A 24,925-nucleotide genomic window follows, 5' to 3' on the forward strand; every position below is an offset into this window, starting at 1 on the left:
GCGGCTCAGGGTGCGGCCGTAGAGCGCAGGGCTTACGGGGCGCTCTCGGTGGACTCCGTGTCGCCCTCCGTGTCTCCTGCGCCCGCGGCGCTCTCCGCCGCGGACTTCGCCCGCCGCGCGGCCTCGTCCGGCCATACGCCGATGTGGTCGGTCTCCAGGGCCAGCCGCACCCGTTTGCGCATGTGCAGGCGCTCGGTGAACTGGCCGGGCAGTTGCAGCCGCCCGCTGGCGTCCAGTACCGCGAACTCCTCGGCGGTGAGCACCTCGACGCCGTCCTCGCCGGTGGTGACCCGGCGCAGCACCTCGGTCGAGGTGCGGCCGTTGCGGATCCGCACCGTGCGCTGGACCTGCTCGGACACCAGCGCGTCGTGGGTCACCACGATCACGGTGACGCCCAGGTCCTCGTTGGCCCGGCGCAGTGCCGCGAACACCTCGTCGCTGGTGGCGGTGTCGAGTTCGCCGGTGGGTTCGTCGGCGAACAGCACCTGCGGCTCGTTGGCGTTGGCCACGGCGACGGCGACCCGCTGCTGCTCGCCGCCGGAGAGCGTGTCGGGCGTACGGTCCCGGCAGTGTCCGATGGACAGCAGGTCGAGCAATTCCTCGGCCCGCGCCCGGCGTTGGGAGCGCTTGATCCCGGTGTACGTCATCGGAAGCATCACGTTCTCGGCCGCCGAGAGGTAGGGCAGCAGATTGCGCGAGGTCTGCTGCCAGACGAAGCCCACGGTGCCCCGCCGGTAGGTGAGCCGCTCGCGGCGCTTCATCGTCAGCAGGTCGTGTCCGGCGACCGTGGCGGCGCCCGCGGTGGGCACGTCCTGGCCGGAGAGTATGCCCAGCAGGGTGGATTTCCCGGAGCCGGACGCCCCGACCACCGCGATCATCTCGCCCTGGGCCACGGCGAGATCGAGGCCCTGGAGCGCCTGCACCTCGACGCCCTCGGTCTGGTAGATCCGCACCAGGTTCTCGCAGACGACCAGCCCCTCCTCCCGCCGTGGCGCCGCGACGGCCCGCCGCCGCAGCTCGTCCAAGTCCGTTGCCCCGGTGGGCTGTTGGTGAACTGCCACGCGGTCCCCCGATAAGGTGAAGTCTGCGAATCCCACTGTCGGACAGCCGCCAGGGTAATGCGCGAACCCGCCCGGGAGCCGCCGTCCGCGGGACCGGACCTCGATCAGGGGTCAGCGTCGCCGAGGTCGTCGCGTCCGCTTCGGCCCGCGTCACATCCGCCACGATCCGCATGCCGTCGATCGGACAGCGTGCTGTCAGACCGCGCGGGCGTCCCGCAAGAGTTCCCGGACGCCGCGAACAGGGCGGTAGCCGAAGGTGTTCGTTGCCGCGGTGGAGTCGTACACGCGGTCCAGACGATCCGGCACCGGCCACCCCCGGTCGCGGAACGCCTCGACCACGTCAGGAGCCCGACCGGCGAGGACCGCGCCCGCGTCGCGGTGGAGAGCGACGCAGTCCTCACGCTGGAACACGTGCGGCCCGGAGACGTTGAACGTGCCGGTCACCTCAGGGCGCGTCACGGCCAGGACCCCCGCCGCCGCGACATCGGCCACGTCGACCGCCCGGTGGAGCAGATGGCGGGCGCGTACGGGCAGCGGCTCCGGAAAGCACCGCGCGATGCGCAGCGTGACCGCGGAGACGCCGCAGGCGGCGACCAGGCGTTCCGCGGCCAGCTTGGTCTCGTCGTAGATGTCCCGGGGAAGCGGCGTGAGGTGCTCGTCCACCCAGACGGCGCGGTCGGCGGGCACCAGGGCGTGGCCGTAGACGCTGGTACTGCTGATGTAGAGAACGCGCCGGACACCGAGGCGCGCGGCGTCGTCGAGGAGTTCCGCGGTCATGCCGACGTTCACGGCGCGGAACTCCTCATCGGCCACGCGCCGGACGTGCGGGGCGTGCAGCGCGGCGGTGTGGACCAGGACGTCGGCCGACCGCAGCGCCGCCCGCCGCTCGCGCGGGTCCCGCAGGTCGGCGACGACGCTCGTCCAGCGGCCGGCCACCCTGTCCACGCCGCGGACCTCCCGGCCCGCCGCGTCGAAGGCCGCGGCCAGGGCCGATCCGACCCGGCCCGAGCTTCCCGTGACGACAACCGCCCCGCCAGGGGCCCGCATCCTCCGCTCGGCGCTCACACCCCGATTCTGCCAGCCCCGCGCGGATTCGGTCCGAAGCACCCTCCCCGCCGTGCGATGCCGCGCCCGCCTCGACAGGAGACGCCGTCACCCGGCGGTAACCGCGCCTGTCGGCTTGGGCGTTAGGACCGCGAAGGCGAGGAGCGTGGGGCCAGCCAGGCCCTAGGCCACGCCCGCGAAGCGGGCGGTCAGCCAGACGGGGTCGACGATGGCCGAGCCGACCACGACGGCGTGCGCGCCCGCGGCCAGGGCCGCGCGCACGTCGTCCGGCGTGGAGTAGCCGCGCTCGGCGACGACCGGCACCCCGGCACCGGCGACGAGGGTGGCCACAAGTCCCAGGTCGGGCAGGGGCCCGGAGTCCGCCTTGGCGGGGTAGCCCATCGTGGACGAACTGACGATCGCGGCGCCCGCCTCAACGGCGGTGCGTGCGTCGTCGATCCCCGGCACACCCGCCTTGACCGGCTTGCCCAGCGCGACGAAGGACGCGACGAGTTCGGCCAGGTCCTGGCCGTCGTGTCGGCGCGCCGCCGCGTCCGCTTCCAGTTCCACGACGTCGGCCCCGGCGTCCACCAGGCCGGCGGCGTGGTCGAGCGTCGGCGTGATGCGGACGACCCCGCCGTGCGAGCCGTCGATGCTCACGGCGAGCACGGGGAAGCCGGGGACGGCGCGCTTCACCGCGCGTACGGCGTCCGGGCCGTCCATTTTCACGGCGACGGCGCCACCGGCCTGCGCGGCGGCGGCGAGCCGGACGACGTCGTCGATGTTCTGCCAGGGCGACTGGGGCGACGGGGTGAGCGAGACGATCAGGCCGCGAGGAAGGATGTTCACGCCGCGAACTCCTCTCCGGCGACCAGGACGCGCTCGACGGCGACGTTCTCGTCGGTGACGATCAGGTCGGCCGGGCCGCCGAGGGTGAGTTCCCCCGCGCCGGTGAGCCCGTAGAAGCGGGCGGGCGCTCGGCTGGCCAGGTTCACCGCCCGGTCGACGGGCCAGTCGTGCTCGACCAGCTTGCGTACCTGCTGGAGCAGCGTCACCGTACTGCCGGCGAGGGTGCCGTCGGGCAGGCGCGGCACCCCGTCGGTGACCTCGACGGTGAAACCGCCCACGGTGAAGACACCGTCACCGGCCCCCGCGGGCGACGCGGCGTCGGTGACGAGCATGATGCGGTGCTCGGCGGCCTTGAGCGCGAACAGCGAGGTCTCCCGCGCCAGATGGATGTCGTCGGCGATGAGCTGGATGGCGACCTCCTCCCGGTTGAGCGTGGCGCCCGCGATGCCGGGCGCGCGGTGGCTGAACGCGATCATCCCGTTGAACAGGTGCGTGACCGCGCGGGCTCCCGCGTCGAAACCGGCGTACGCGGTCGCCGCGTCGGCGCCCGAGTGCCCGGCCTGCACGATGACCCCCTGGCCCGCGGCCCAGGCGATCAGCTCCGGCGCGCCCGGCAGTTCGGGAGCGACGGTGATCGTACGCAGCGGCCCGGCGTCGAGGAAGCGTCGCACGATGCCGATGTCGGGGTCGCGGAGGTACTCGGGCCGGTGCACGCCCCGGTGGTGCGGCGACAGGAACGGGCCCTCGGCGTGGACGCCGACGACCTTCGCGCCGGGAGGCGAGGACGCCTGGAGCTTGTCCAGCACGCCGAGCTGCCGGACCACGTTCTCCTCGGAGTCGGTGATGACGGTGGGCTGTACGTGGAAGACGCCGTCGCGGGTGAGGGCGGCGAGCGCCCGCTCGAACTCCTCGGCCGTGGCCGCGTTGAAGTCGACCCCGCCGTAACCGTTGACCTGGAGGTCGACCAGGCCGGGCAGGACGTACCCCGTGCCGGTCGAGGGCAGGCCGGTGCGTACCAGCCGTCCGCCGTCGACCTCGACGTCGCCCTTCACCCAGGCGCCTGCGACGACGGCGCCGCGTGCGGAAATTCTCATGGATACAACCTCGCTATATGGGGGGCTGGGCCGCGGCCGGTCGGCTCTGCGGCGGATTGATGGCGGTGCGCGCGGCCGGCCTGGCCCTGGAGGGCGGCGCGGAAGCGGTAACGGTCACCGCGGTAGACGCTGCGGCACCACTGCACGACCCGGCGGTTCTCGTCGAACGTGGTCTGGACGATCCCCAGGACGGGGTCGCCCGGAGCAAGGCCCAGGTTCTCGGCGATGTCGGCGGTGGCCCCGCGCGCCTCGATGACGCAGTCGGCTCTGACCGCGTGCAGGCCGTACTCGTCGGAGAGCGTGGAGTACAGGGAAGCGGTGGTGAAATCGTGGTCGCCGAGGCCCGGCGCCAACTGCTCAGGGATGAGCGAGAAGTCGATCAGGGTCGGGATGCCGTCGAGATACCGCAGCCGGACCAGGTCGACGATGGGTGCGCCCGGGGCGACGCCCAGCAGGTCCGCCTCGTCGAGCGAGCTGGCGCGGGTCAGGCACTTCAGCACTTTCGAGCTGGAGGTCAGGCCGTTCGCCTCCGCGAGGTCGGAGAAGCTCACCAGCCCGGTGGCGCCCTCCTCGATCGACTCCGCCTCGTCCTGGTCCGCGGGCCGGGCCGGGGCCGGCGCGGGCGTCTGCCCGCGCACCCACCGGGCGCCCATGACGACGGTGACCAGGCCGGCCGCCTCCAGATCCTTCAGTGCCTGACGGACGGTGACCCGGCTGACGTCGAACTGCTCAGCGAGAACCCGCTCGGAAGGCAGTCTCGAACCGGGCTCGATCACACCCGATTCGATGCGTTCCCTGAGGTGCTGCGCCACCTTGCGGTGCAGTGCTGGCGAAGTAGACATGACCCCGATTGTGTCTCGTGGAGTTGGTGGGAATGAACGTAATCAGCAGCCCGTGTCGCACGGTGCGAAGGCGGCCGTACCGCCCTCGTACGGCCGCCCGGCCGGGCTATTCGCCGTCGTCGAGTTTGGTTCCGGTGTCGAGGAAGAGGAACTCGTCCGGATCGATCCCCCGCGCCCGCGCCGAGCGCAGCGCCACCTGTTGCAGCAGCGCCGCCACGAACACCGGTATCTCCAGGGGGTTGTGCGCCTCGACCGGCACGACCAGGGTCCGCTCGCCGTGGACGACGGGGGCGCCCGTCCGCAGTTCGACGATCTGACGGCCGAGCGAGCCGAGGGCGCGCAGGATCTGCCCGTCGTCGGGACCGTCGAGAACGATGTGCAGCGTCGAGGGGTGGGTGGACTCCATCAGCCCGTGCAGGTACTGCCGCGTCTCGAACGACGCCGCGGGGACCCGCGTCACCTCGCGCAGCAGCAGCGCGCCGCTCTCGGCGACCCCGTACTGGTCCGCGGGCGCCACCAGGTCGATGATCGACGCGGCCGACAGCCGGTCCGCGATCTCCTCGGCCTGCGCGGAGGTCGCGTCGAGGAACCCGGCGAGCCGCTCCCCCAGGCTGAGCCACGTCGGCGACGGTTCGCCGTCGGTCCAGGTCTCGGCGAGCATGGAGACGGCCATCGCCGAGGCGGTGAACCCGATCGTCGAGGCGAGGCTGTCGGGCAGGTCGCCGAGGGTCAGCACCGAGTCGGCGGCGGCGGCCATCGGCGAGTCGGTGACGTTGACGACCGCGAGCTTGCGGCCGGTGGCCGCGCGCATCACGTCGACCGTCTCGCGGCTGCGGCCCGACTGGGACAGCGCGACGAGCGTGGTGGTCTCGTCGAACGGCCCCGCCTGCGCCGCGTTGAGCCGGACGCTGGGGATGCCGCGCGCCGACAGGTGGGCGACCGGTGCGGCGAGCGCCGCGAGGCTCGCGCCGATGCCGATGAACGTGGCCTGGTCGGGGCGGCCGACCGCACCCGCCGCGGCGAGCGCCCGCTCGCGCAGCACCGGTGCGACCTCGGTGAGCCGGCTGGTCTGGCTCAGCACGCCCTCGTCGAAGGGGATGAACCCCTGGCGCAGAAACGCGTTGACACTCATCGGCCGCTGGCCGCCCTTCCTCGTCGTGCCAGGGAATCGATCACCACGGCGGCCACGAGTACGGCGCCGGTGATCACGTACTTGACGGCGGAGGTCTGGTTCAGCAGATCCATGCCGTTGGACACCGCTCCGATGACGAGCATGCCGAGCAGTGCGGAGTACGCGGTGCCGCGTCCGCCGAACAGGCTGGTGCCGCCGATGACCGCGGCGGCGATCGCGTTGAGCAGGATGTCGCTGCCGCCGCTGGCCTGGTTGACCGCGAACAGGCGTGAGGCCGCGAGCACACCGCCGAAGGCGGCGAGCGACGAGGCGATCGTGAAGGCGATGACCTTGACGGTGCCGACCTGGATGCCCGCCCGGCGGGCCGCCTCGGCGTTGCCGCCGACGGCGAACAGCTTGCGGCCGAAGGTCGTGCCGCGCAGCAGCAGGTCGACCAGGACCACGAGTCCGACGAAGATGATCAGCGACAGGGGTATGCCGTGCCACCGCGCGAAGACGGTCGTCGCCGCGACGATCAGGACCGTGATCACTCCGGCGCGCACCAGGCCCCCGGTGAGCGGCCGTACGGTCAGGCCGCGTTCGCGTCGCCGTCTCGCGGTGAGGACCGTCCCGCCGAAGGCCGCGCCCGCGTAGACAGCGGCGATCACGTATCCGATCCACGCGGGGAGCGTGGTGTTGGCGAGCGAGGCGATGGTGCCGTCGTAGGGGATGTTGATCGTGCCCTGGTTGCCCAGGACGAGGAGTTGGCCGCCCTGCCAGGCGAGCAGGCCGCCCAGGGTCAGCACGAACGACGGAACGCCGAGCTTGGTGAAGATGAAGCCGTGGAACAGGCCGATCGCGGCGCCGAACACGACGGCAAGGACGATCGCGAGGACCGGCGGCCAGCCCTGGTTGATGCTCAGCACCACCATGGAGGCGGAGGTGATCCCGCTCACCGATCCGGCGGACAGGTCGATCTCGCCGATGATCAGGACGAACACGATGCCGAGCGCGATGACGCCGGTCGAGGCGATTTGCAGGCTCAGGTTGGAGAGGTTCTGCGGCGAGAGGAACCGCTGGTTGGCGATCTGGAAGACCAGCGAGATGACGACGAGGCCGAGGATGACGGGCAGCGCCCCGAAGTCGCCGGTACGCAGGCGCTGGACGCGCTCGCGCACCCAGTTCTCCTGCGCCGGCGGTCCTGGCGGCAGCACGCTCTGCCCGGCGGGGGCGGTTGCGGTGTTGGTGGTCACGGTCATCCTTCCTGAGCCCGGTCGCGGCGCAGCGTCCGGCGCTTTTGGGCACTGCTGTCGGCGACGCCGGTGATGGCGGCGACGACCTGTTCTTCTGTGGTCCCCTCGACGGGGAACTCGGTGACGCTGCGCCCGAGCCGCAGGCAGACGATGCGGTCCGCCACGTCGAAGACGTCGGCCAGGTTGTGGCTCACCATGAGGACGGCGTGCCCCTCGCTCCGCAGCCGCTCGATGAGTTCGAGCACTTCGGCGGTCTGCTCGACGCCGAGCGCCGCGGTGGGCTCGTCCAGGATGACCAGCCGCGGATCGCCGAGCAGGGACCGCGCGATGGCCACCGACTGGCGCTGCCCGCCGGACAGCGACGAGACGGGCGCGCGCAGGTCCTTGATCTTGACCGAGAGCCGCTTGAGCAGCCCGACGGCGACCTCTTCCATGTCGAGCGCGCTCAGGAAGCCGCCGTGGTGCTTCTCGCGGCCGAGGAAGAGGTTGGCGACGATGTCGAGGTTGTCGCACAGCGCGAGGTCCTGGTACACCGTCGCGATGCCGAGGCGGGTGGAGTCCGTGGGCTTGCGCGGGGAGACCGGCTCGCCGTTCACCGCCATGGTGCCGCCGTCGCGGGGGTGCGTACCGGCGATCGTCTTGATCAGGGTGGACTTGCCCGCGCCGTTGTCGCCGACGAGCGCGACGACCTCTCCCGCGGCGACGGTCATGCTGACGTCGCTGAGCGCCTGAACGGCGCCGAAGCTCTTGCTGATGTGTTCGAGTTCCAGCACGGGCGGCGGGCGTTCTCCCGCCCGGTCGGCCGCCCTGTCAACGGTCGTTGTCATCGGCGGTCTCCTTTCATGCCGAGTCGGTCCGCCGCGGTGGCGACCGCGATCGGTTGGGCGAGGTGCCACGCGCCGGCGCCGACGAGACCGGCGTCGTCGCCGCACACGGCGGCGCGTACGTCGACGTCCCAGGAGACGTGCGAGCGCGCGGTGTCGCCGATGCGGCGTTCGAGCTCGTCGAGGAGCTGCGCGCCGGCCGCGCGGGCGAGGCCGCCGCCGACGACCAGTACGTCGGGTGAGACGACGTGGCACAGGAGGATCGCGGCGGCGGCCGCCGCGTCGGCGATGTCGGTGAGGGCGGCGGCGGCCAGGGCGCGGGGGTGGGGCGCGGTCGGTACGGGGTCGGCGCCGGGGGCGCCGTCGCTTGAGGCGAGGTCGGTCAGGGCGCGGTAGTCGACGTCCCTGCCCAGTTCACGCCCGGCCTCGCGTACGCGCTGTCCCGAGCCGAGGTCCTCGATCATGGGGCGCCCGGCGCCGAGCAGGTGCAGGAATCCGATCTGGAACCCCGACACGCGTCCGGACAGCACGCGGCCGTCGCTCACCACCGCCGCGCCGATCCCCGTCGAGAGGGTCAGATAGGCCGTCGTCCCCGCGGTGGACCCGGCGCCGAAGTACGCCTCGCCGATCGCGGCCAACTCGGCGTCACCGGCCAGCTCGACGGCGAGTCCGGTGGCCTCGGAGAGGTACGCGGCCGACAGGCGGCCGAGGTCGGTGGACGGCAGATTGCGCGCCACGTGCAGACGGCCCTCGACGTGGTCCACCCGTCCCGGCAGTCCGACGACCGCCGAGACGGCGTCCGTACCGGCCGCGATCCGCGTCATGAGATCGGCGACCTGCTCGTGCGCCGCGTCGTGCCGGACGGGCTCCTTGAGCCTGGCGGTCACGGTTCCGCCGCGGTCGACGAGCGCCGCGCGGGCGGTGGTGCCGCCCAGGTCGACTGCGACGACCTGGGCGGCATCGCCGGTGGAGAAGGAGGTCACTTGATGAGTCCCGCCTCGACGCACGCCTTCTTGTAGTTGGCCGTGCAGATCTGATCGACGGTCAGATAGCCGCTGTCGAGCAGGATTTCCTTCATGTTCTCCATCGTCACGGCGATGGATTCGAGCAGGTAGGCGGGCACCTTGCCCGCACCGTCGTCGATGGTGCCGTTGAGCAGTTCGCCGGAGGGCTTCTGCCCGGTGGCGAGGGCGGCGGCGGCCTTGGCGCCGATCCGCGCCTCGGTCTCGACCGGCAGGTACGTGCTCTCGTACAGGTCGCCCGCGACCATGTTCTGGATGGCGTCGAGCTGCGTGTCGAGGCCCGTGACCGGCGGCATCGGCTTGATGCCCGCGCTCTTCAGCGCGGCGACGACACCGGTGGCCATGCCGTCGTTGCCCGCGTAGACACCGGCGATCTTGGACGCGCCGAGCTTGGTGATGGCCTGCTGCATCTGGTTCTGCGCGTTGGCCGCCGACCAGCCCTTGGTGTCGTACTCGGCGGCGACGGTGAAGCCGGACTTGTCGATGACGCTGTGCGCGCCGTCCTTCTCCGGCTTGGCGCCCGAGTCGACGGGGTCGCCGTTCATCATGACGACGTTGCCGGAGGTCTTGCCGTCCTTCTTCAGCTTGTCGAGCAGGGACTGCATGCCGACGGCGCCCTGCTGGACGTTGTCGAACTTCACCCCGTAGTCCACGGCCGCGTTGTAGATGACGCGGTCGTAGCTCATGACCTTCGCGCCCTGCCTGCGGGCGCTGGCGACCACGGCCCCGGCGGCCTTGGAGTCGACGGGGTCGATCACCAGCACGCTGGCCCCTTCGGTCAGCGCGGACTCGGCCTGGCTGAGCTGCTTGCTCGCGTCCCCGGCCGCGTTGTAGTAGCGGAGCTGACACTTGGGGCAGCTCTCCGCGAGCTGCTTCTCGAAGGTCGGCTTGTCCCGCGCCTCGTACCGGGCGGTCGCGTTCTCCGGGAGCAGCAGCGCCACGATCGGCTTGTCCTTGGCCTTGCCGCCGCCGGAGCCGCCGGTCGAGCCGGAGGTCGCGTCGGATGTGTCCGACGAGCACGAGGCCAGCATGAGGGCTCCAACTACAGCCACCCCCGCAACGGCCATGCGTCGGCGGTGTGAATGAGAAGTAACGTTCATGAGAGTTTCGTCCACCTCTGAGCCATGTGTAGCGGGGTGAGTTGCCTCAAGCTAGATCTGGTATCAACCAGTGGTCAACCCTCTGGTATTACAGCTCGATAACCTAAGCAAACCACTGGTATTACCCCGAGGTGACCAGCAAATTTCCCCCCGCCCCACCCGCACACCCCGCGCCGCCGCCCCCGTCGACCCCAACTCCCCCGCGATTCCCCCCGACCCCCCGCCCTCCCTCTGGTACGAACCACCGGTCGTATCCAATCCCACCCCGCCGCACCCGCCCCCCCTCCGAACCACAAAGCCCCGCAGACACGAAGAGGCCGGCCCGGACGCGCCTCACCGGAGGCAAGCGAACTGGACGGCCTGTGGAACCTTGGGGACGCACGTGGGCCCAGCGGCCGACAGCGCACGGGCGGCGGCGTGGACGAGGACCCGCAAGATGCCCGTCGAGCGGACGCCCGACCGGATCGGCGCAGCCTCCTCGGCTCACCTCAGGTGCCTCAGGTGGGCGAAGATCCATTCCCGGGCGGCTCCAAGACCAGCACCGACCCATGACGGTTCCGCCGACTTCGGCGGCCCGACCGCAGTGGCCGAGCTAGCCGGAAGGGTGAGTCAATCGGCTCACCGTTGCATAGTCGTCGGATGCGTGAACCGTAGCTAACAGGATAGCGCCGTCAGAACACTCGAGAACCGCTGGGTTGTTACCCGGGATCGGTGCATAGGCGGCTTCACCCGTGAAGGCATCGAGAATGTGCACAGGGCCCGCACCGGAAGACACGAACAGAAGCGCGGACTCATTCAAACAGCCCGCGGCGATGGCACCGACGTCCGGGCCCATCGACAAAGCAGGACCCAGCGGCTCACCAGTCACCCCGTTATACCGAGACAAGTTTCCATTCATGTCGAGTGACGCCAGGACAGCCCGGCCGTCGGGATGCGTCAGCGCGGTCATCCTCATGTTGTATTCGCCAAAGCCATGAATATGTGATCCGAATGGCTCGCCGGTCGAGGCGACCCACCGATACACAACTCCAGCCTCGTCCTCCGCTGCGATGAGGACCGTGCCGTCCTTGAGCGACAGTGACGTGATGGTCTTCAGCGGATAATCCGGCCCCGTCAGTTGAGGGCTCAACGCTTCGCCGGTAGTCGCGTCCCAATAGTGGATGAACGGCTCACACTGCGCGGCAACAGCGATGAACGCTCGCCCACCGGGCAGCGGCCCACTGGTGACGTCCCAAGCGGTGTCATCAAACTCAGCCATCGCGCCAACGGGCACGGGCCTGCCACTTGCAGCATCAACCCGCACCACCCCGATATCCGTGGCCACCGCGACGACGGCATCACCATTCGTCGGGGTGGCCACCGCAAGCGTCGATATCAGATCCTCACCCGCAAACCTCCAGAGCATTTCACCGGTGCGAGGGTCCCAACGCCAAAAATCGTAGCCGGTACCGTTTGAGAGCAATATGGGTGTATCACTCTCACCTTGAGCCAAAACCGGCACGACGCCGTCCGGAGCTTCTTCTGCAAACACTGTTTCCAGGACCACATCTAGCAATTCGAGCACAACGCTTCCCAATCTCCGCATTACGCGGCGCCGACAAATCTCCAGAGCTCCGACGAGCGGAGGCCGCATCCCAGAATTCCCCACTCGACCCCTGACGGATCGACGCACCTCGTTGAAGGCGACCATGCACGACGGAGAGTGTCACCGTCAGCCGCGAGCCATGGTGGCGGGAGGGGGCGGCGGAGGGATGAGTCGGGCTTTGGCTCGGTCGAGGCGTCTGGTTGTGCGGCTGTGGGCGGCCCGGGCGGCGGCGAGGAGGACGCCGATCGTCAGGCAGAAGACACCGAAGCCGGTGGTACCCACGATCAGGAAGATGGCGCCGAGGACGAGATAGAACCCGGCGAGCCAGGGCAGCCACCGAAGGCCGCTGCGCGCCGCCTTGCGTTGGCGTCGCAGAAGGACGGTCATGGCGTGCCGTACGGCCGGGTCCGCGGGAACGCGTCCCTTGCGCAGGCGGCGGGCGATCACCGGGATCTGCCGGGGCCGGATTCCGGCCTCCTCGGCGAGGTGTCGCCGGAAGGTCCGTTGCCGCCACAAGCCCGCCGTGGCGGCGCCCAAGCCTCCCGCGAAACCGCCGAAGTTGAAGCCCAGCCAGAACCACAGCGCGGCGTACATCACCGCGAGGAAGGCCACTGCCGCCCCGACACGCACCCACAGGCGGTCGTACCAACGGCGTTCACCGTCCCAGTCCACATCCCCGTCTTGGCGGTACTCGCTGCTCATCCGCGCCCCCAACTGCCGTCGCCACGACGACAGTCGTCTACCCCCGAGGATCGCTCGAACGCGTCGTCACGATGTCAAGCCCGGTGCCGGTGCGGCCCCCTCCGAAAGGTCTTGGCCCGTACAGGTCACTGCCCGTACGGACCCTATCCCGGTGTGCCGCTGGGCCCCCGGGGTCATCGGTCGTCCCTGGAGGAAACAGCCCCAAGCTGGTCCCCGCGCACCTGTAGGGGACCGAGCCCGTCGTCGGGGGCAACTCGTCCTGGGGCGGCGTCAGCGGGGGCGGCGGCGGGTGTGCTTGTCGCCGAGGGTGGAGGGCAGGAAGAGGATGTCCTTCTGGTTGAGGTTGACCCCCGGCGGGACGATCTCGTCGATGCGGTCCAGTACGTCGTCGCTGAGTGCGACATCGGCGCCGGCCAGCAGATCGGTGAGCTGCGCGGGGGTGCGCGGACCGAGCAGGACCGAGGTGACCGCCGGGTGGGTCAGCACGAACGCGGTGGCCAGATGGGCGAGTTTCAGCCCCGCTTCGGCGGCCAGTTCGGTGAGCTCTCCGACGGCCTCCGCCTTGGCCCGGTTCCCCGGTTCCGCCTGGTCGAACAGGGGCGTGGCAGCTCCCGCGTTGCGGTGACCGGCGGTGGGATCGGCGCGGCCGGAGAGCCAGCCGGATCCGAGCGGGCCGAAGGTGAGGACGCCCATGCCGTATCGCTGGGCGGTCGGCAGGGTGGTGGCCTCGACGCCGCGCAGCAGGACGTTGTACGGCGGCTGCTCGGACCGGAAGCGGTGGTGGTGGCCGCGCTCGGCGGCCCACTGCGCCTCGACCGTCTGCTCCGGGTGGAACAGCGACGAGCCGATCGCCCGTACTTTCCCGGCCCGGATCAGGTCCGAGAGCGCGGAAAGCGTCTCGTCGAGGTCGGTGAACGGATCCCAGCGGTGCATCTGGTAGAGGTCGATGCGGTCGGTGCCGAGACGGCGCAGGCTCCCCTCCACCGCCTGGGTGATCCACCTGCGGGATCCGCCCCGCCGGTTGTCGTCCGATCCGATCGGCAGCCCGAATTTGGTGGCGAGGACGACCTCGTCGCGCCGCCCCTTCAGCGCCTTGCCGACGATCTCCTCGCTCTCACCCGCGGAATAGACGTCCGCGGTGTCGATGAAGTTGATGCCTGCGTCCAGCGCGGTGTGGATCATCGCCACGGACTCGCCGTGGTCGGTGTTGCCCATCGCGCCGAGCATCATCGTCCCGAGGGCGAATTCGCTCACCGACATACCCGTACCGCCGAGGACTCTGCGTTTCATGGTGCGCTCTCCACTGTCGTGCCGGTCTCATCCGGCAATACGTCCGGCACTACGTCCGGCACTTCGTACGGCAATACTTCGTACGGCGACTCGTCCGACCACCGTCCGGCTGCGGCGGCCGACCCGCCCGTCGTCAGCCCTCGACGCTCGCGGGGACCTCACCAGGGCGGTCGACCACGCCGCGCCGCATGACGGCATTCACGCCGTACAACGTCTCGACGGCGGTGCCGTCGCCCTGGTGACCGATCATGTAGGACCGCGAGCCCAGATACGTGAGCGTGGCCTTGTCGAAGATCCACGTGTCGCGGGTGGCGGCTCCGGGGTCGTGGCGAGTGATGCCGAAGCCGTGCCGGCCCGCCGCGTCGACGGCGTCGGGCACCACGCGGACGCCGGGGATCTTCTCCACGACCTGGTACAGCGCGGACGCGGTGGCCGGGGGCATGATCGCCGTGCTCAGCATCCCGCCGATGTTCGAGAAGACGGTCTCGTCCAGCGAGGAGGTGCCCCACGGCTCGGTCTCGGCGTAGAGCAGCGCGCGCAGCGCCTCGGGGTCCGTGGGCAGCGTGGCCAGCCACTTGTAGGTGGGGTGGTCAAGTCCCGCGTACACGGGCGAGGTGGCCACCATGGGCCCCAGCCCCGGCATCACCGCGTCCTTCCCCGATTCACGGATCCAGCCCTCCTCCGTCATGGGGCCGGGGCGCTGGACGGTCCAGTACTCCTGCTTGTGCAGCGCGCCGAGCCGGACCTGGCCGCCGAACGCGCCCTTGTTCCCCCGGGTCAGCGTCTCGACATACACGAGCTGGTCGTCCTTCACCGGCGTGACGTTGCCCGTCATGGCGACGGCGGCGATGCGGCTGAGCGTGGCGGACGCGCTGTTGTAGTGCGCCGGAGGGGCCGCGGGGAAGTGCCCAGGGGCGTGTCCGCCGCCGGACGCGGTGACGACGAGCACGGCGGTCAGTGCGGCCGCCACGGGAAGCACCATCATCGGACGCGGTTGCCGGCGGCGGCGCTGTGGGGCCGCCGCCGTCGCCACCATCGGCGCCATCATCGGCGTCGTCGTCGTCGCCGTCGTACGGGTCCCGCGGGCGAGGTCCTGGTCGATCCGCCGCATCAGAACGTCCTTGAGGTACTGATGGCGGCTCGGCGAAAGGTGGTCCCAGGCGGCCGAGGCGGCCAGCAGTTCTTCCGCCTCGGCCGGGACGGTGGCGGGCGCGTTGTCAGCCTTCATCGGGTTTCCTCCTGCAAGAAGAGCGCCGCGAACACGGCCTCGCCGTCTTTCTCTCCGGGAACGCGGTCCGGTTCCCCCGCCGTGTCGCGTGCCGGTACGGCGCTCAGCTCGGCCAGTCGCTTGCGGGCGCGCGAGAGCCGCGAGCGCACGGTGCCGACCGGGATGCCCAGTGCTTCGGCGGCTTGCCGGTAGTCCAGCCCGGCCGCCACGCACAGGGCGATCACCTCCCTGTCCTGGCGGCGCAGTCGGCGCAGCGTCTCGTGGACGGCGGCCAGCCGTCGCGCGTCGTCGATCCGGCCGATCGCCTCCTCCGCGAAGTCCTCGACCGCGCGGGGCTCCGGGCTGCGCGCGAGGAAGGCGAGCCTGCGCCACCGTCCGCGGTTGGCGTTGTGCGCCTTGTGCGTGGCGATGCCCAGGAGCCATGGCGTGAGGGACCCGCCCTCCGGCTCCACGGTCTCCCGCCCGCGCCAGGCGGCCAGGAAGGTCTCGGACATCACGTCCTCGGCCTCCGGCCAACTCCCGGTCAGCCGCAGCGCATGGTTGTAGACCGCCCGCGCGCTCTGTTCGTACAGCTCGGCGAACGCGGAACGGTCTCCGGCACGGATCCGCCCACGCAACGGCTCCGCTGGTTCTGTTTGCGTCACACTCATTACTCTCCGCAGCACCGGCCGAGTTCCTGTGTCCGCCGTCACAGCCGCCCGCCCGCCCGCTTCCCGCGCCCGAGAGTAACGGTGCGTCCGGTTTGCACAAAGGGCTGACGGTGCGCTCCGTTATCTGGTGAAGTACGGGTCTGCCGGGCCCGCAAGGGGGGTGCCCGGCCTCGTTCTCCACGTCTGCTCCTACGACAACGCCCGCGTCGCCTTCACGACCTGCTGACCGGGGCCCGCGCCGCTCCGTCCCGCCGCCGACGGAGCGCCGGGGTTCGTATGACGCAATCCGCCCTCGCGGCTCAGTGCCGAGAGAGGTCCCTGCGGGATCAGGGCCTTGCGGGGGCGTCGGCGAAGTCGGGGAGGTCGGGGGTGAGGAGGTCCGCGACGGCGCCGTCGAGGAGTTCGGCGGTCTCGGTGGAGCGGGGGAGCATGGTGCTCTCGTAGGCGCGGACGGCGTCGGCGACGGTGGCCTCGGTGGCCAGGGCGACGGCGAGTTCACCGGCGTCGAGCATGGCGAGGTTGACGCCGACACCCAGCGGGGGCATGAGGTGGGCGGCGTCGCCCAGGAGTGTCACGGTGGGGTGCGGCTCCCAGGTGTGCGGGACCGGCAGGGCGAAGATCGGCCGCTGGACGTAGGGGCCGTCGTTGTCGGTGATGAGCCGTCGCATGGGCGCCGACCAGTGGGCGAACCACTCCTGGAGCAGGGCGCGGACGGCGTCGGTGTCGTCGGCGGCCAGGCCGCCGCGGCTGATCCAGTCGGCCGGGACCTGCTGGACGATGTAGACGCGGATGTGGTCGCCGCCGTTGCGCTGGGCCACCAGCGCGCGTTCGCCGTCGCCCGCGTGGGCCATGCCCTGGCCGACCAGTTCGGCGATCTCGGGGTGGCTGTTGTCGACGTCGTCGAACCACGCCTCCAGGAAGCTCACCCCCGTGTACGCGGGGACGGCGGGCGAGACGGCCGGGCGTACGCGTGACGAGGCGCCGTCGGCGCCGATGACCAGGTCGGTCTCCACGGTGGTGCCGTCGGTGAAGTGCAGCAGCCGCGGACCCTCGGCGGGACCGCCGACGGACTCAAGTCCCTTTCCCCAGCGGATCGTTCCCGGTTCGACCGACCGAAGGAGAAGGTCGCGCAGCACCCCGCGGTCGATCTCCGGCTTGAACAGCTCGTCGGCTTCCGGGACGTGCCGGACGGTGATCGTGCCGTCCGGGTCCAGCAGCCGCATCTCCTGGCCCTCGGGCCGGGACAGCGCGAAGAACTCCTCCAGCAGACCGGCCTCGCGCAGGGCGATCTGGCCGTTGTCGGCGTGCAGGTCCAGGGAGCCGCCCTGGTCACGGACGTCGGGACCGGCCTCGCGGTCGTAGACGGTGACCGCGAGGCCGCGCCGCTGGAGGATGCGGGCGCAGGTCAGGCCGCCGGGTCCCGCGCCGATGACGCTGATCCTGGCCTGGGCCGGTGCTACGGGGTTCGTGGGGTTCATGGGTGGTTCCTCTCGCCGACGCCGGACGGCCGCGGCCCGATGCCGCAGGCATGTCCGGCGCCGTCACATTATTCGAACGCCTCCAAACATACAACGACTCCAATAATGGTGCGACGACAACTTTCGGGGTACGGTCGGCGCATGGACGACACCATCGGCCGGACCGCCCCCGCCGGAAGGCGCGAACGCAAGAAGGCCGCCACCCGGCAGGCGATCGCCGACGCCGCGCTGCGGCTGTTCCTGGAGCGCGGATACGACCAGGTGAGCGTCCGCGAGATCGCCGAGTCCGCCGATGTGTCGGTGTCGACGGTGTTCAACTACTTCCCCGGCGGCAAGGAGGCCCTGGTCTTCGACGAGGACGCCGGGAACGAGGCCCGCCTGGTCGCCGCGGTGACCGACCGTCCCGCGGACCGGACGATCCCCGAGGCCCTGCGCGCGCACTTCACGGGTTTCGCCACCTCGCCCCACACGCGTGACCCGCGCTTCGCCGACCTCCAGGAGCTCGTCCGGCAGACCCCGGCCCTGCGCGAGTACTCCCGCGCGATGGCCCTGCGCCACGAGAACGCCCTGGCCGTCGCCCTCGCAGAGCAGACCGGCCGCCCCCACGACGACCTGCTCTGCGCCGCCTACGCCCGCTTCACCCTGGAAACCCTCGCCTTCGCCGGTTCCCGTCCCGATCCCGTCGCCGCGATCGACCAGGCGATGCTCCTGCTCGACCGGGGATGGACGGCCGCGGTCGCCCCGCCCGGCCCCGCCGCCCCGACGGCGGGTCAGATGTTGTAGTGGTTCTCGTAGTAGCGAGCCACCAGCTCGCGGTAGTGGGTATCACCGGTGTGCTCGTCCACGACGAACTCCGGGGAGTTCTTGATCTGGTCCTTCGTGAGATCGACGAAGATCTTCTGGTCCGCCGTGTCGATCGACCGTACGGTGCCCGCGGGGAGCAGTACGTGCTTGCCGAAGATCCACACGCCGGTATCGACGACCAGATACGCCGAGTCGAAGTCGTCGGAGTGCTTGTCGACCTTGCCGATGTGACCGTCCGTCGCCTCGACCTGGTAACCGATCAGGTCGGTCCCCGCCGTATGGCCGGTGGTGTGCTGATAGCCCCAGATGTTGTCCCTCATGTCGCGGCTCCTCCATCGGAAACGTCGCGCCCCGAGTGACGAGAATGCCGTCGCGGCATCTGCTCGCCGGTGACGCGTACTCAGACGGTCGCGTGCCCGCCCGCCCCGCGCCCACACCTCAGGCCCCGACTCGCCCGCCCGAACGACCTCAACGCCCGACCGACCTCAGAGATCGAACGGCCTCACCTATCGAACGGCCTCAGCGATCGGCGAGCAGCTCGCGAGCCGCGCGGGCGCCGGAGGCCATCGCCCCCTGGACCGAGCCGGTGGCCCGGTGATCGCCGCAGACGTAGCGGCCGGGCGAGACCCGCGTGGTACGGCTGAGCGGCCACGGCGGCGGCATGGCGGGCAGCGCTTCGGCGACGCGGTAGGCGGCCACCGGCTCCCACGTCGTGGTGTCGGTCTCGTAGAGCTCGGCCAGTACCCGGCGCACCTCCGCCTCGCCGCCCTCGGTCTCGTCGACTCCGAGCACGGAGGTGGAGACCAGGGCCCGGCCGGGCGGCGCGTAGGTGGGACTGACCTCGCTGAGCACGACGGTGTTGAGCACGCGCCGTGCGGTGTCCACGATGAGCGTCGGTTCGGCCCGCGGTCGTTCAGGAGCCGCGTGGTAGTACGTGGTGACCGATCGCGTCGCCGGTACGCGCAGGCCGGGTACGAGTGAGGCCGCGGCGGCCGGGCCGGCGGCGACGACCACCGCGGGCGCGGCCAGTTCGTCACCGCGGGCCGTCAGCGCCCCGTCGTCGGTGAGCCGTTCCACGGGGACGTCGAAGGCGACGGTGCCGTCCGGCAGCGCGGCCGCCATCAGCTCGGGCACCGCGGCGACTCCCCGAGCGGGCAGGCACAGCGTGCCGCGCAGCATGGAGCGCCACACCAGGTGGAAGAACCGGCTGGAGGTCTCCAGCTCGTCCTCCAGGAAGACTCCCGACAGGAACGGGCGGAACAGGGTTTCGACCAGTTCGTCGCCGATGCCCGCCTGCGCGAGCGCGGTGCGGGTCGTGCGGTCCGTCTGGCGTTTGAGGACGCGGGGCGGCGCCAGCAGGTCGCGGCCGCTCATCATGGCGAGTCCGGCGAGATCACGCAGCGTGGCCAACCGCCCGGGCCGCAGGTCGGCCGCCATCCGCGGGTGACGCGTCGGGTCGCCCAGGCGGAGCTTCCCCTGAGGGGTGTGCACCAGAAGGCCCGGCGTGAACGGCCGCAGACGCAGCTCGCTCAGCCGCAGGCGACGGCGCAACTGCGGGTAGGAGGTGTTGACCACCTGGAAGCCGCGGTCGAAGCGGAACCCGTCGCGTACGTCGGTACGCATCCTGCCGCCCGCCGCGTCCGACGCTTCCAGCACTCGCACGCGCAGCCCCGCGGCCACCAGGTCCTGCGCGCAGGCCAGCCCCGCCACACCCGCGCCGACGACCACCACGTCGACGGCGCCCTCACTCGCTCCGCGTGTCATTCGAGCCTCCCGCCGCGCGACGGCCAACGCGGATTCGGCGACGCGCTGCCTCTTCCTGCGGATCATGGCAGGCCGTCGGCGGCCCCGCACGTCTGCCACGGCCTGTGAGCCCATGGGATCACCTGCTCCGCGCGGGCGCCCGCCGGTGGACGGGTCCTGCCACCGCCGTGACAGGACCCGTCTTCACCGTCGGCCGGAGGGGGAGGCGGCGGACGGGTGCGCGGTGGTCAGCCGCAGGGAAGCGCCCCCGGGGTCAGGGTCACCTGATGGCTGAGGTCACCGTCGAAGCGGAAGGTGTTCACGGCGGTGCCCTGGCAGGTGTAGCGGACGATGCCGACGCCGTACGCCACCGCGGTGATCGTGCCCGTACTGCTGACCTTCTCGATCACGGCGTAGGCGGGCTGGCTGACGCCGTTGCAGACCTTGCTGTTGTAGATCGAGAGCTGGCCGTAGATGAAGTCGAAGTCGGTGTAGTACTGGCAGCCGCTGGGCCAGTCCGTGGTGCTCGCGGACGCGGTGGCGGCGCCCGGTACCAGCAGGGCGGCCAGGGCCGCGGTACACGCGGCGGCGGTCAGACGGAGCTTTCTCACAGGTCGTTGTCCCTTCGGTGGGCGGGGGGAGCGGAACGAGCCGGAAGCAGCATCCGTGGGACGGGGCGGGGTCTCCGCGCGCCACCGATCGTAGGTTCGGCGACACAGTCGCGCAATAAGCCGGGCAAGTGAAAGAAATTTCCGTAACTCAGCCTGAAAAGAAGTGAGTTCAGTGATGCGTCAGGGGCGTCGGAGGATGGCGGGAGGGGCTGCCGGGGACACCGGGACGCGAGACGCCGGGACGCGAGACGCCGGGGCGAGGTGAGGCCGCGGTCGGTCGGCCGCGCGGCAGCGCGCCGACCGGGCAGGACGGGATGTCCTGCCCGGTCGGTGGGCTCGCCCAGAGGGAATGCGGCCCGCTCAGAGGAAGTAGCGGAGCCAGATGTAGAGCCAGGCGATCACGCAGCTCATGGTCGTCACGATGATGCCGTAACGGGTGAACTGCCAGAACGAGATGCGGTGGCCGCTGCGGGCGGCGATGCCGATCGCCACCACGTTGGCGCTGGCCGCCACCGCCGTGCCGTTGCCGCCGAAGTCCGCGCCGAGGGCGAAGGCCCACCAGATCGCCTGACCGGTGCGCTCGTCGGGCGCCTCGGCCACCAGCCCTTCGACCACCGGCGCCATGGAGGCGACGTACGGGATGTTGTCGAAGAAGGCCCCCAGGATCGCCGAACCGAACAGCAGGGCGGTCGCGGCGCCGAAGAAGTTGCCGTCCACCTGGCCGACCACCCAATCGCCGAACGTGCTGATCACCCCGGTGTGCCCCAGACCGGCGACCATCACGAACAGGCCCATGAAGAAGACCAGGGTGGGCCACTCGACCTCGTTGAGCACCTCGGTGACGTCCATCCGGGAGACCAGCAGCATCAGCCCGGCGCCGACCAGCGCCACCACCGACGGGTCGAGGTGCAGCACGGAGTGCAGCGAGAAGGCGACCACCACCAGCGCGAGTACGGCCAGGCAGCGCACCAGCAGCCGTACGTCCGTGATCGCCCGCCGCTCCTGCAACGCCAGGACCGCGTTGACGTGCTCCGGGTTGTACCGGAACGACTTGCGGAACAGCACCCGGGTGAAGAGCACGAAGACCGCGAAGATCACGACGACGATCGGGGCCATGTGCACCAGGAAGTCCGTGAAGGTCAGCCCGGCGCGGCTGCCGATGATGATGTTCGGCGGATCGCCGATCAGGGTCGCGGCGCCGCCGATGTTGGAGGCCAGGATCTCCGCGATCAGGTACGGCTGCGCGGGGATGTGCAGCCGGTTGCAGACCACCACCGTCACCGGGGCGACCAGCATGATCGTGGTGACGTTGTCCAGGAACGGCGACGCGACAGCGGTGATCAGCATCAGCATGACCATCAGCCGGTACGGCCGGCCGCCCGACCGCTTCGCGGACCAGATGGCGAGGTAGTCGAAGAGGCCGGTCTGCTTCAGCACCCCGACGATGATCATCATCCCGAGCAGCAGGAGGATGACCTCCCAGTCGACCCCGGCGTGCTGGGAGAACCACACCTCGGCTCCGGGCGCGAGCCCGAACACCAGCATCACGGCGGCCGCGACCAGTACGACTTTGACCTTGTCGACCTTCTCGGTGGCGATGAAGAAGAACGCCACCGAGAAGATGGCCAGCGCGACGACGGCGCTCACCGGTCACCCCCCGACCGGCTCGCGCCGCCGCACGACGGGATCAGCCGTCCCGGCGCCATGAGACGTCCAGCCGGACTCAGCCGTCCCGGCGGGAGCAGACGTCCGGGCGCGATCAGCCGTCCCGGCCCCATGAGACGTCCGGGCGCGATCAGACGTCCGGGTGGGCCACCGCGAATTCGGCGATCACCCGCTCCAGCGTGATCGCCCCGACCAGCACACCGGCGTGGTCGACCACCGCCACCAGCGGGCTGCGCTGCCCGGCCATCAGGGCGGCCACTTCCAGCAGCGTCCCGTCCAGGCCGACCGTGACCACCCGGGCCAGCCCCTGGTGCAGGCAGTCGCCCACGGTCAGGTCGCCGAGTTCGTCCCAGTAGTGATCCGCGTGCGCCTCGTCGATGGCCCGGGCCAACGCCCGGTCCGCCCGGTAGCTGTCGGGCACCGCCATCCGCAGCACCTGCGTGCCCGGCAGCACCGTACGCGGTCGGCCCCGGTCGTCCACCACGATCATGCCGGGCAACCGGCGTAGCGCCATCAACCGGACCGCGTGGGCCACGGAGTCCCGAACGGTCACCGTCGGTACGGTCACGGCGATCTGCTGTGCCTGCATTCCACCAACTCCCCTGGCCTGGACCAACCTTCGGATACGTCCTGATCACGCGAACCCGCCCTGGAGCTCGGCGAGCCGCCGTTCCAGGCTCGCCAGCCGGTCGGCGACCGAGACGCTGTGCAGCACCTCGGCGACCTGGTCGGCCTCGTCGAGGTCCAGTTCGATCTGGTTGACCGGTACGTCCGGATCGCCCGCGCCGTAGCAGAGCAGCGATCGGCGGCCGGACTGATGCACAAGTACGCCGAAGCGCTGCCCTTCACGGGTCGAGAAGTGGTTGACGACGCCGACGCCGAAAACACTGGTGCGGGTGATCTCCACTGAGGGCTCCTTCGGGTCATTCGAGCAAGGGAGGCTGGTCCCCCTCTACGTTTCGGGAATTCGGCCGGCCCGGCCATGGGGTCCGACACCCATCTCTGCCCGCGCGGAACATGCAGGTGAACGGGGTTGTGGATGGGTGAGCGACCCGATGGACAAACGGGCCGCTCCCGAGCGAGGCTGGCACGGTGACCAATTCCGCTGACCGGGCAGCCATCCCCGAGCCCGGCCGCCGAGAGGAGCCCGGGCACCGAGAAGAAGCCGACCGCCGAGGCAAGGACGGACGCCGGGACGAGCCCGACCGCCGAGGCAAGGACGGGCGATGGGACGAGCCCGGCCGCAGGGCACCTGCCCAGGCGTTGTTCCGCCGCCTGGTCGTGCTGAACGGCCTGGTCTTCACGATCGGTACGCTCGTGCTCGCGCTCTCACCGGCCACCGTCTCCTCACGGGTACGGCTGGCCGAGATCCCGGTGCTGATCGTCGGACTGGCGCTCATCCTGACGGTGAACGCCCTGCTGTTGCGGGCCAGCCTGGCCCCGCTCGAAGCGCTGACCGCGCTGATGCGCCGGGTGGACCTGCTGCGCGGCGGGGACCGGCTGGCGGACTCCGGCAACGGTGACCTGGCGGACCTGATCGCGACCTTCAACGCGATGCTGGACCGGCTGGGGGCCGAACGCAGCGCCAGCAGCGCGGACGCGCTCGCCGCCCAGGAGGCGGAGCGGCAGCGGATCGCGCGGGAACTGCACGACGAGATCGGGCAGAGTCTCACGGTGGTCTTGCTCGGCCTCAAGCGGGCCGTGGACCGGGCCCCGGACGACCTGCGCGACGACCTGCACGCCGTGCAGGAGACGGTGCGGTCCAGCCTCGACGAGGTGGGACGGGTGGCCCGCAGGCTCCGCCCGGACGTGCTGGAGGATCTCGGGCTGCTCAGCGCGATGAACGCGCTGGCGACGGAGTTCTCGCAGGTCAGCGGGGTGCCGGTGGTCCGGCGGGCGAAGCCGGACCTGCCCGCGCTGAGCACGGAGAAGGAACTGGTGATCTACCGGATCGCCCAGGAGAGCCTGACCAACGTGGCCCGGCACGCCGGGGCCGGCCGGGTCGAGCTGTCGTTGCGGCCCGAGGCGGACACGGTCGTGCTGCGGGTCGCCGACGACGGCCTCGGCGAGGTGAGCCGGGAGGGCGCCGGCATCCGGGGAATGCGGGAACGGGCGCTGCTGATCGACGCGCGGCTGTCCATCACCGCCGTGCCCGGCACCGGCACCGAGGTCCGGCTGACCGTTCCCGCCGACGGCCCGATTCCGTCGGCGGCGGAGAGGAAGCGGGGGTAAGCGTGTCCACGACCAAGACCCGGATCATGCTGGCGGACGACCACGCACTGGTCCGGCGGGGCCTGCGACTGATTCTCGACGCCGAGCCCGACATGACGGTGGTCGCCGAGGCCGCCGACGGGGCGGAAGCGGTGGAGATGATCCGCGGGTCCGAGATCGACCTGGCGATTCTGGACATCGCGATGCCGCGGATGACCGGCCTGCAAGCGGCCCGTGAGATCTCCCGGCGAGCCCCCGGCGTACGCATCCTGATGCTTTCGATGCACGACAACGAGCAGTACTTCTTCGAGGCGCTCCGGGCCGGCGCGTCCGGATACGTGCTCAAGTCGGTCGCCGACCGGGACCTGCTGGAGGCGGTCAGGTCGGCGATGCGCGGCGAGCCGTTCCTCTATCCCGGCGCGATCACCGCGCTGATCCGGGACTACCTGCATCGGGCCAGGCAGGGCGAGAAGCTGCCGGAGAGCATCCTCACGCCGCGGGAGGAGGAGGTCACCAAGCTGATCGCCGAGGGGAATTCGGCGAAGGAGATCGCCGAGACGCTGGTGATCAGCGTGAAGACCGTCGACCGGCACCGGGCGAACATCCTCCAGAAGCTCGGCATGCGCGACCGGATCGACCTCACCCGGTACGCGATCCGGGCCGGCCTCGTCGAACCCTGAGGCCCGGGGCCGCGGCTGGGTCCGGCACCGGGCAGGGGTCCGGCGCCGGGTCCGGGTCCGGGTCCGGCGCGACGCACG

Annotated in this window: 25 protein-coding genes; 3 read left to right on the forward strand and 22 right to left on the reverse strand. The window is 70.8% G+C overall.

The genetic code is table 11. The annotated features are described in order from the left end of the window. Positions 1-32: 32 nt before the first annotated feature. The 16 genes from ACIOC1_RS25105 to ACIOC1_RS25180 form a co-directional block, all read right to left on the reverse strand. Positions 33-1,025 (reverse strand): ABC transporter ATP-binding protein, encoded by a 993-nt coding sequence (locus ACIOC1_RS25105; protein WP_401856478.1) that lies wholly within the window; start codon positions 1,023-1,025, stop codon positions 33-35. 231 nt (positions 1,026-1,256) lie between these two features. Further along, the gene (locus tag ACIOC1_RS25110; protein WP_401856418.1) at positions 1,257-2,126 is read right to left on the reverse strand and encodes an NAD-dependent epimerase/dehydratase family protein; all 870 of its coding nucleotides are present in this window, start codon (positions 2,124-2,126) and stop codon (positions 1,257-1,259) included. A 162-nt stretch (positions 2,127-2,288) separates the two neighbouring features. Then, positions 2,289-2,954, reverse strand: a complete 666-nt coding sequence (locus ACIOC1_RS25115; RefSeq protein ID WP_401856419.1) for an N-acetylmannosamine-6-phosphate 2-epimerase — start codon at positions 2,952-2,954, stop codon at positions 2,289-2,291. Next, a complete protein-coding gene (gene nagA / locus ACIOC1_RS25120; RefSeq protein ID WP_401719063.1) occupies positions 2,951-4,048 on the reverse strand; it encodes an N-acetylglucosamine-6-phosphate deacetylase in 1,098 nt (365 codons plus the stop codon). The genes ACIOC1_RS25115 and nagA overlap by 4 nt, the downstream gene beginning before the upstream one ends. Continuing rightward, positions 4,045-4,890 (reverse strand): GntR family transcriptional regulator, encoded by an 846-nt coding sequence (locus tag ACIOC1_RS25125; protein ID WP_355342525.1) that lies wholly within the window; start codon positions 4,888-4,890, stop codon positions 4,045-4,047. Before ACIOC1_RS25125 ends, nagA begins: the two co-directional genes overlap by 4 nt. A gap of 106 nt (positions 4,891-4,996) precedes the next feature. After that, the gene (locus tag ACIOC1_RS25130; protein WP_355342528.1) at positions 4,997-6,022 is read right to left on the reverse strand and encodes an SIS domain-containing protein; all 1,026 of its coding nucleotides are present in this window, start codon (positions 6,020-6,022) and stop codon (positions 4,997-4,999) included. Beyond that, positions 6,019-7,260: a sugar ABC transporter permease gene (locus ACIOC1_RS25135; RefSeq protein ID WP_391046090.1), complete on the reverse strand. Its 1,242-nt coding sequence runs from the start codon at positions 7,258-7,260 to the stop codon at positions 6,019-6,021. The genes ACIOC1_RS25130 and ACIOC1_RS25135 overlap by 4 nt, the downstream gene beginning before the upstream one ends. Next, positions 7,257-8,081 carry an ATP-binding cassette domain-containing protein gene (locus ACIOC1_RS25140; protein WP_188280229.1) on the reverse strand — a complete coding sequence of 275 codons (825 nt, stop codon included), beginning with the start codon at positions 8,079-8,081 and terminating at the stop codon, positions 7,257-7,259. Before ACIOC1_RS25140 ends, ACIOC1_RS25135 begins: the two co-directional genes overlap by 4 nt. Next, on the reverse strand, positions 8,078-9,061 hold the full coding sequence (locus ACIOC1_RS25145) for an ROK family protein (RefSeq protein ID WP_401856420.1): 984 nt from the start codon (positions 9,059-9,061) through the stop codon (positions 8,078-8,080). Before ACIOC1_RS25145 ends, ACIOC1_RS25140 begins: the two co-directional genes overlap by 4 nt. Continuing rightward, positions 9,058-10,131 carry a substrate-binding domain-containing protein gene (locus ACIOC1_RS25150; RefSeq protein WP_366823751.1) on the reverse strand — a complete coding sequence of 358 codons (1,074 nt, stop codon included), beginning with the start codon at positions 10,129-10,131 and terminating at the stop codon, positions 9,058-9,060. Before ACIOC1_RS25150 ends, ACIOC1_RS25145 begins: the two co-directional genes overlap by 4 nt. A gap of 661 nt (positions 10,132-10,792) precedes the next feature. Continuing rightward, positions 10,793-11,764 carry a PQQ-binding-like beta-propeller repeat protein gene (locus ACIOC1_RS25155; protein ID WP_401856421.1) on the reverse strand — a complete coding sequence of 324 codons (972 nt, stop codon included), beginning with the start codon at positions 11,762-11,764 and terminating at the stop codon, positions 10,793-10,795. Positions 11,765-11,911: 147 nt separating this feature from the next. Continuing rightward, positions 11,912-12,487 (reverse strand): hypothetical protein, encoded by a 576-nt coding sequence (locus ACIOC1_RS25160; RefSeq protein ID WP_401856422.1) that lies wholly within the window; start codon positions 12,485-12,487, stop codon positions 11,912-11,914. 270 nt (positions 12,488-12,757) lie between these two features. Beyond that, entirely contained in the window at positions 12,758-13,777 is a 1,020-nt protein-coding gene (locus ACIOC1_RS25165) for an aldo/keto reductase (RefSeq protein ID WP_401856423.1), read from the reverse strand. A 133-nt stretch (positions 13,778-13,910) separates the two neighbouring features. Next, a complete protein-coding gene (locus tag ACIOC1_RS25170; protein WP_401856424.1) occupies positions 13,911-15,005 on the reverse strand; it encodes a CU044_5270 family protein in 1,095 nt (364 codons plus the stop codon). Continuing rightward, positions 15,002-15,655, reverse strand: coding sequence for an RNA polymerase sigma factor (locus tag ACIOC1_RS25175; protein ID WP_355342550.1), 654 nt, complete (start codon positions 15,653-15,655; stop codon positions 15,002-15,004). Before ACIOC1_RS25175 ends, ACIOC1_RS25170 begins: the two co-directional genes overlap by 4 nt. A 326-nt stretch (positions 15,656-15,981) precedes the next feature. Beyond that, the gene (locus tag ACIOC1_RS25180; RefSeq protein WP_401856425.1) at positions 15,982-17,133 is read right to left on the reverse strand and encodes an FAD-dependent oxidoreductase; all 1,152 of its coding nucleotides are present in this window, start codon (positions 17,131-17,133) and stop codon (positions 15,982-15,984) included. 141 nt (positions 17,134-17,274) lie between these two features. Here ACIOC1_RS25180 and ACIOC1_RS25185 point away from each other — a divergent pair, with 141 nt between their 5' ends. Further along, positions 17,275-17,916 (forward strand): TetR/AcrR family transcriptional regulator, encoded by a 642-nt coding sequence (locus tag ACIOC1_RS25185; RefSeq protein ID WP_401856426.1) that lies wholly within the window; start codon positions 17,275-17,277, stop codon positions 17,914-17,916. On the opposite strand, the gene ACIOC1_RS25190 is transcribed toward ACIOC1_RS25185, so the two are convergent. The 6 genes from ACIOC1_RS25190 to ACIOC1_RS25215 form a co-directional block, all read right to left on the reverse strand. Further along, complete coding sequence (locus ACIOC1_RS25190; RefSeq protein ID WP_401856427.1) at positions 17,904-18,257, reverse strand: PRC-barrel domain-containing protein; 354 nt, start codon at positions 18,255-18,257, stop codon at positions 17,904-17,906. The genes ACIOC1_RS25185 and ACIOC1_RS25190 overlap by 13 nt on opposite strands. Positions 18,258-18,456: 199 nt before the next feature. Then, a complete protein-coding gene (locus tag ACIOC1_RS25195; protein WP_401856428.1) occupies positions 18,457-19,701 on the reverse strand; it encodes an NAD(P)/FAD-dependent oxidoreductase in 1,245 nt (414 codons plus the stop codon). A gap of 227 nt (positions 19,702-19,928) precedes the next feature. Then, positions 19,929-20,291: a hypothetical protein gene (locus ACIOC1_RS25200; protein ID WP_355342563.1), complete on the reverse strand. Its 363-nt coding sequence runs from the start codon at positions 20,289-20,291 to the stop codon at positions 19,929-19,931. Positions 20,292-20,651: 360 nt separating this feature from the next. Continuing rightward, on the reverse strand, positions 20,652-21,938 hold the full coding sequence (locus tag ACIOC1_RS25205; RefSeq protein ID WP_355342566.1) for an ArsB/NhaD family transporter: 1,287 nt from the start codon (positions 21,936-21,938) through the stop codon (positions 20,652-20,654). A 148-nt stretch (positions 21,939-22,086) separates the two neighbouring features. Beyond that, entirely contained in the window at positions 22,087-22,545 is a 459-nt protein-coding gene (locus ACIOC1_RS25210; RefSeq protein ID WP_355342569.1) for a CBS domain-containing protein, read from the reverse strand. A 45-nt stretch (positions 22,546-22,590) separates the two neighbouring features. Further along, positions 22,591-22,863, reverse strand: a complete 273-nt coding sequence (locus ACIOC1_RS25215; RefSeq protein ID WP_188280217.1) for a hypothetical protein — start codon at positions 22,861-22,863, stop codon at positions 22,591-22,593. Between the two features lie 377 nt (positions 22,864-23,240). Here ACIOC1_RS25215 and ACIOC1_RS25220 point away from each other — a divergent pair, with 377 nt between their 5' ends. Next, positions 23,241-24,188, forward strand: coding sequence for a histidine kinase (locus ACIOC1_RS25220; RefSeq protein WP_401856479.1), 948 nt, complete (start codon positions 23,241-23,243; stop codon positions 24,186-24,188). Positions 24,189-24,214: 26 nt separating this feature from the next. After that, positions 24,215-24,847 carry a response regulator transcription factor gene (locus tag ACIOC1_RS25225; RefSeq protein WP_188280250.1) on the forward strand — a complete coding sequence of 211 codons (633 nt, stop codon included), beginning with the start codon at positions 24,215-24,217 and terminating at the stop codon, positions 24,845-24,847. Positions 24,848-24,925: the final 78 nt, after the last annotated feature.

The sequence above is a fragment of the Streptomyces sp. NPDC088197 genome (assembly GCF_044741185.1).
Taxonomy (GTDB): domain Bacteria; phylum Actinomycetota; class Actinomycetes; order Streptomycetales; family Streptomycetaceae; genus Actinacidiphila.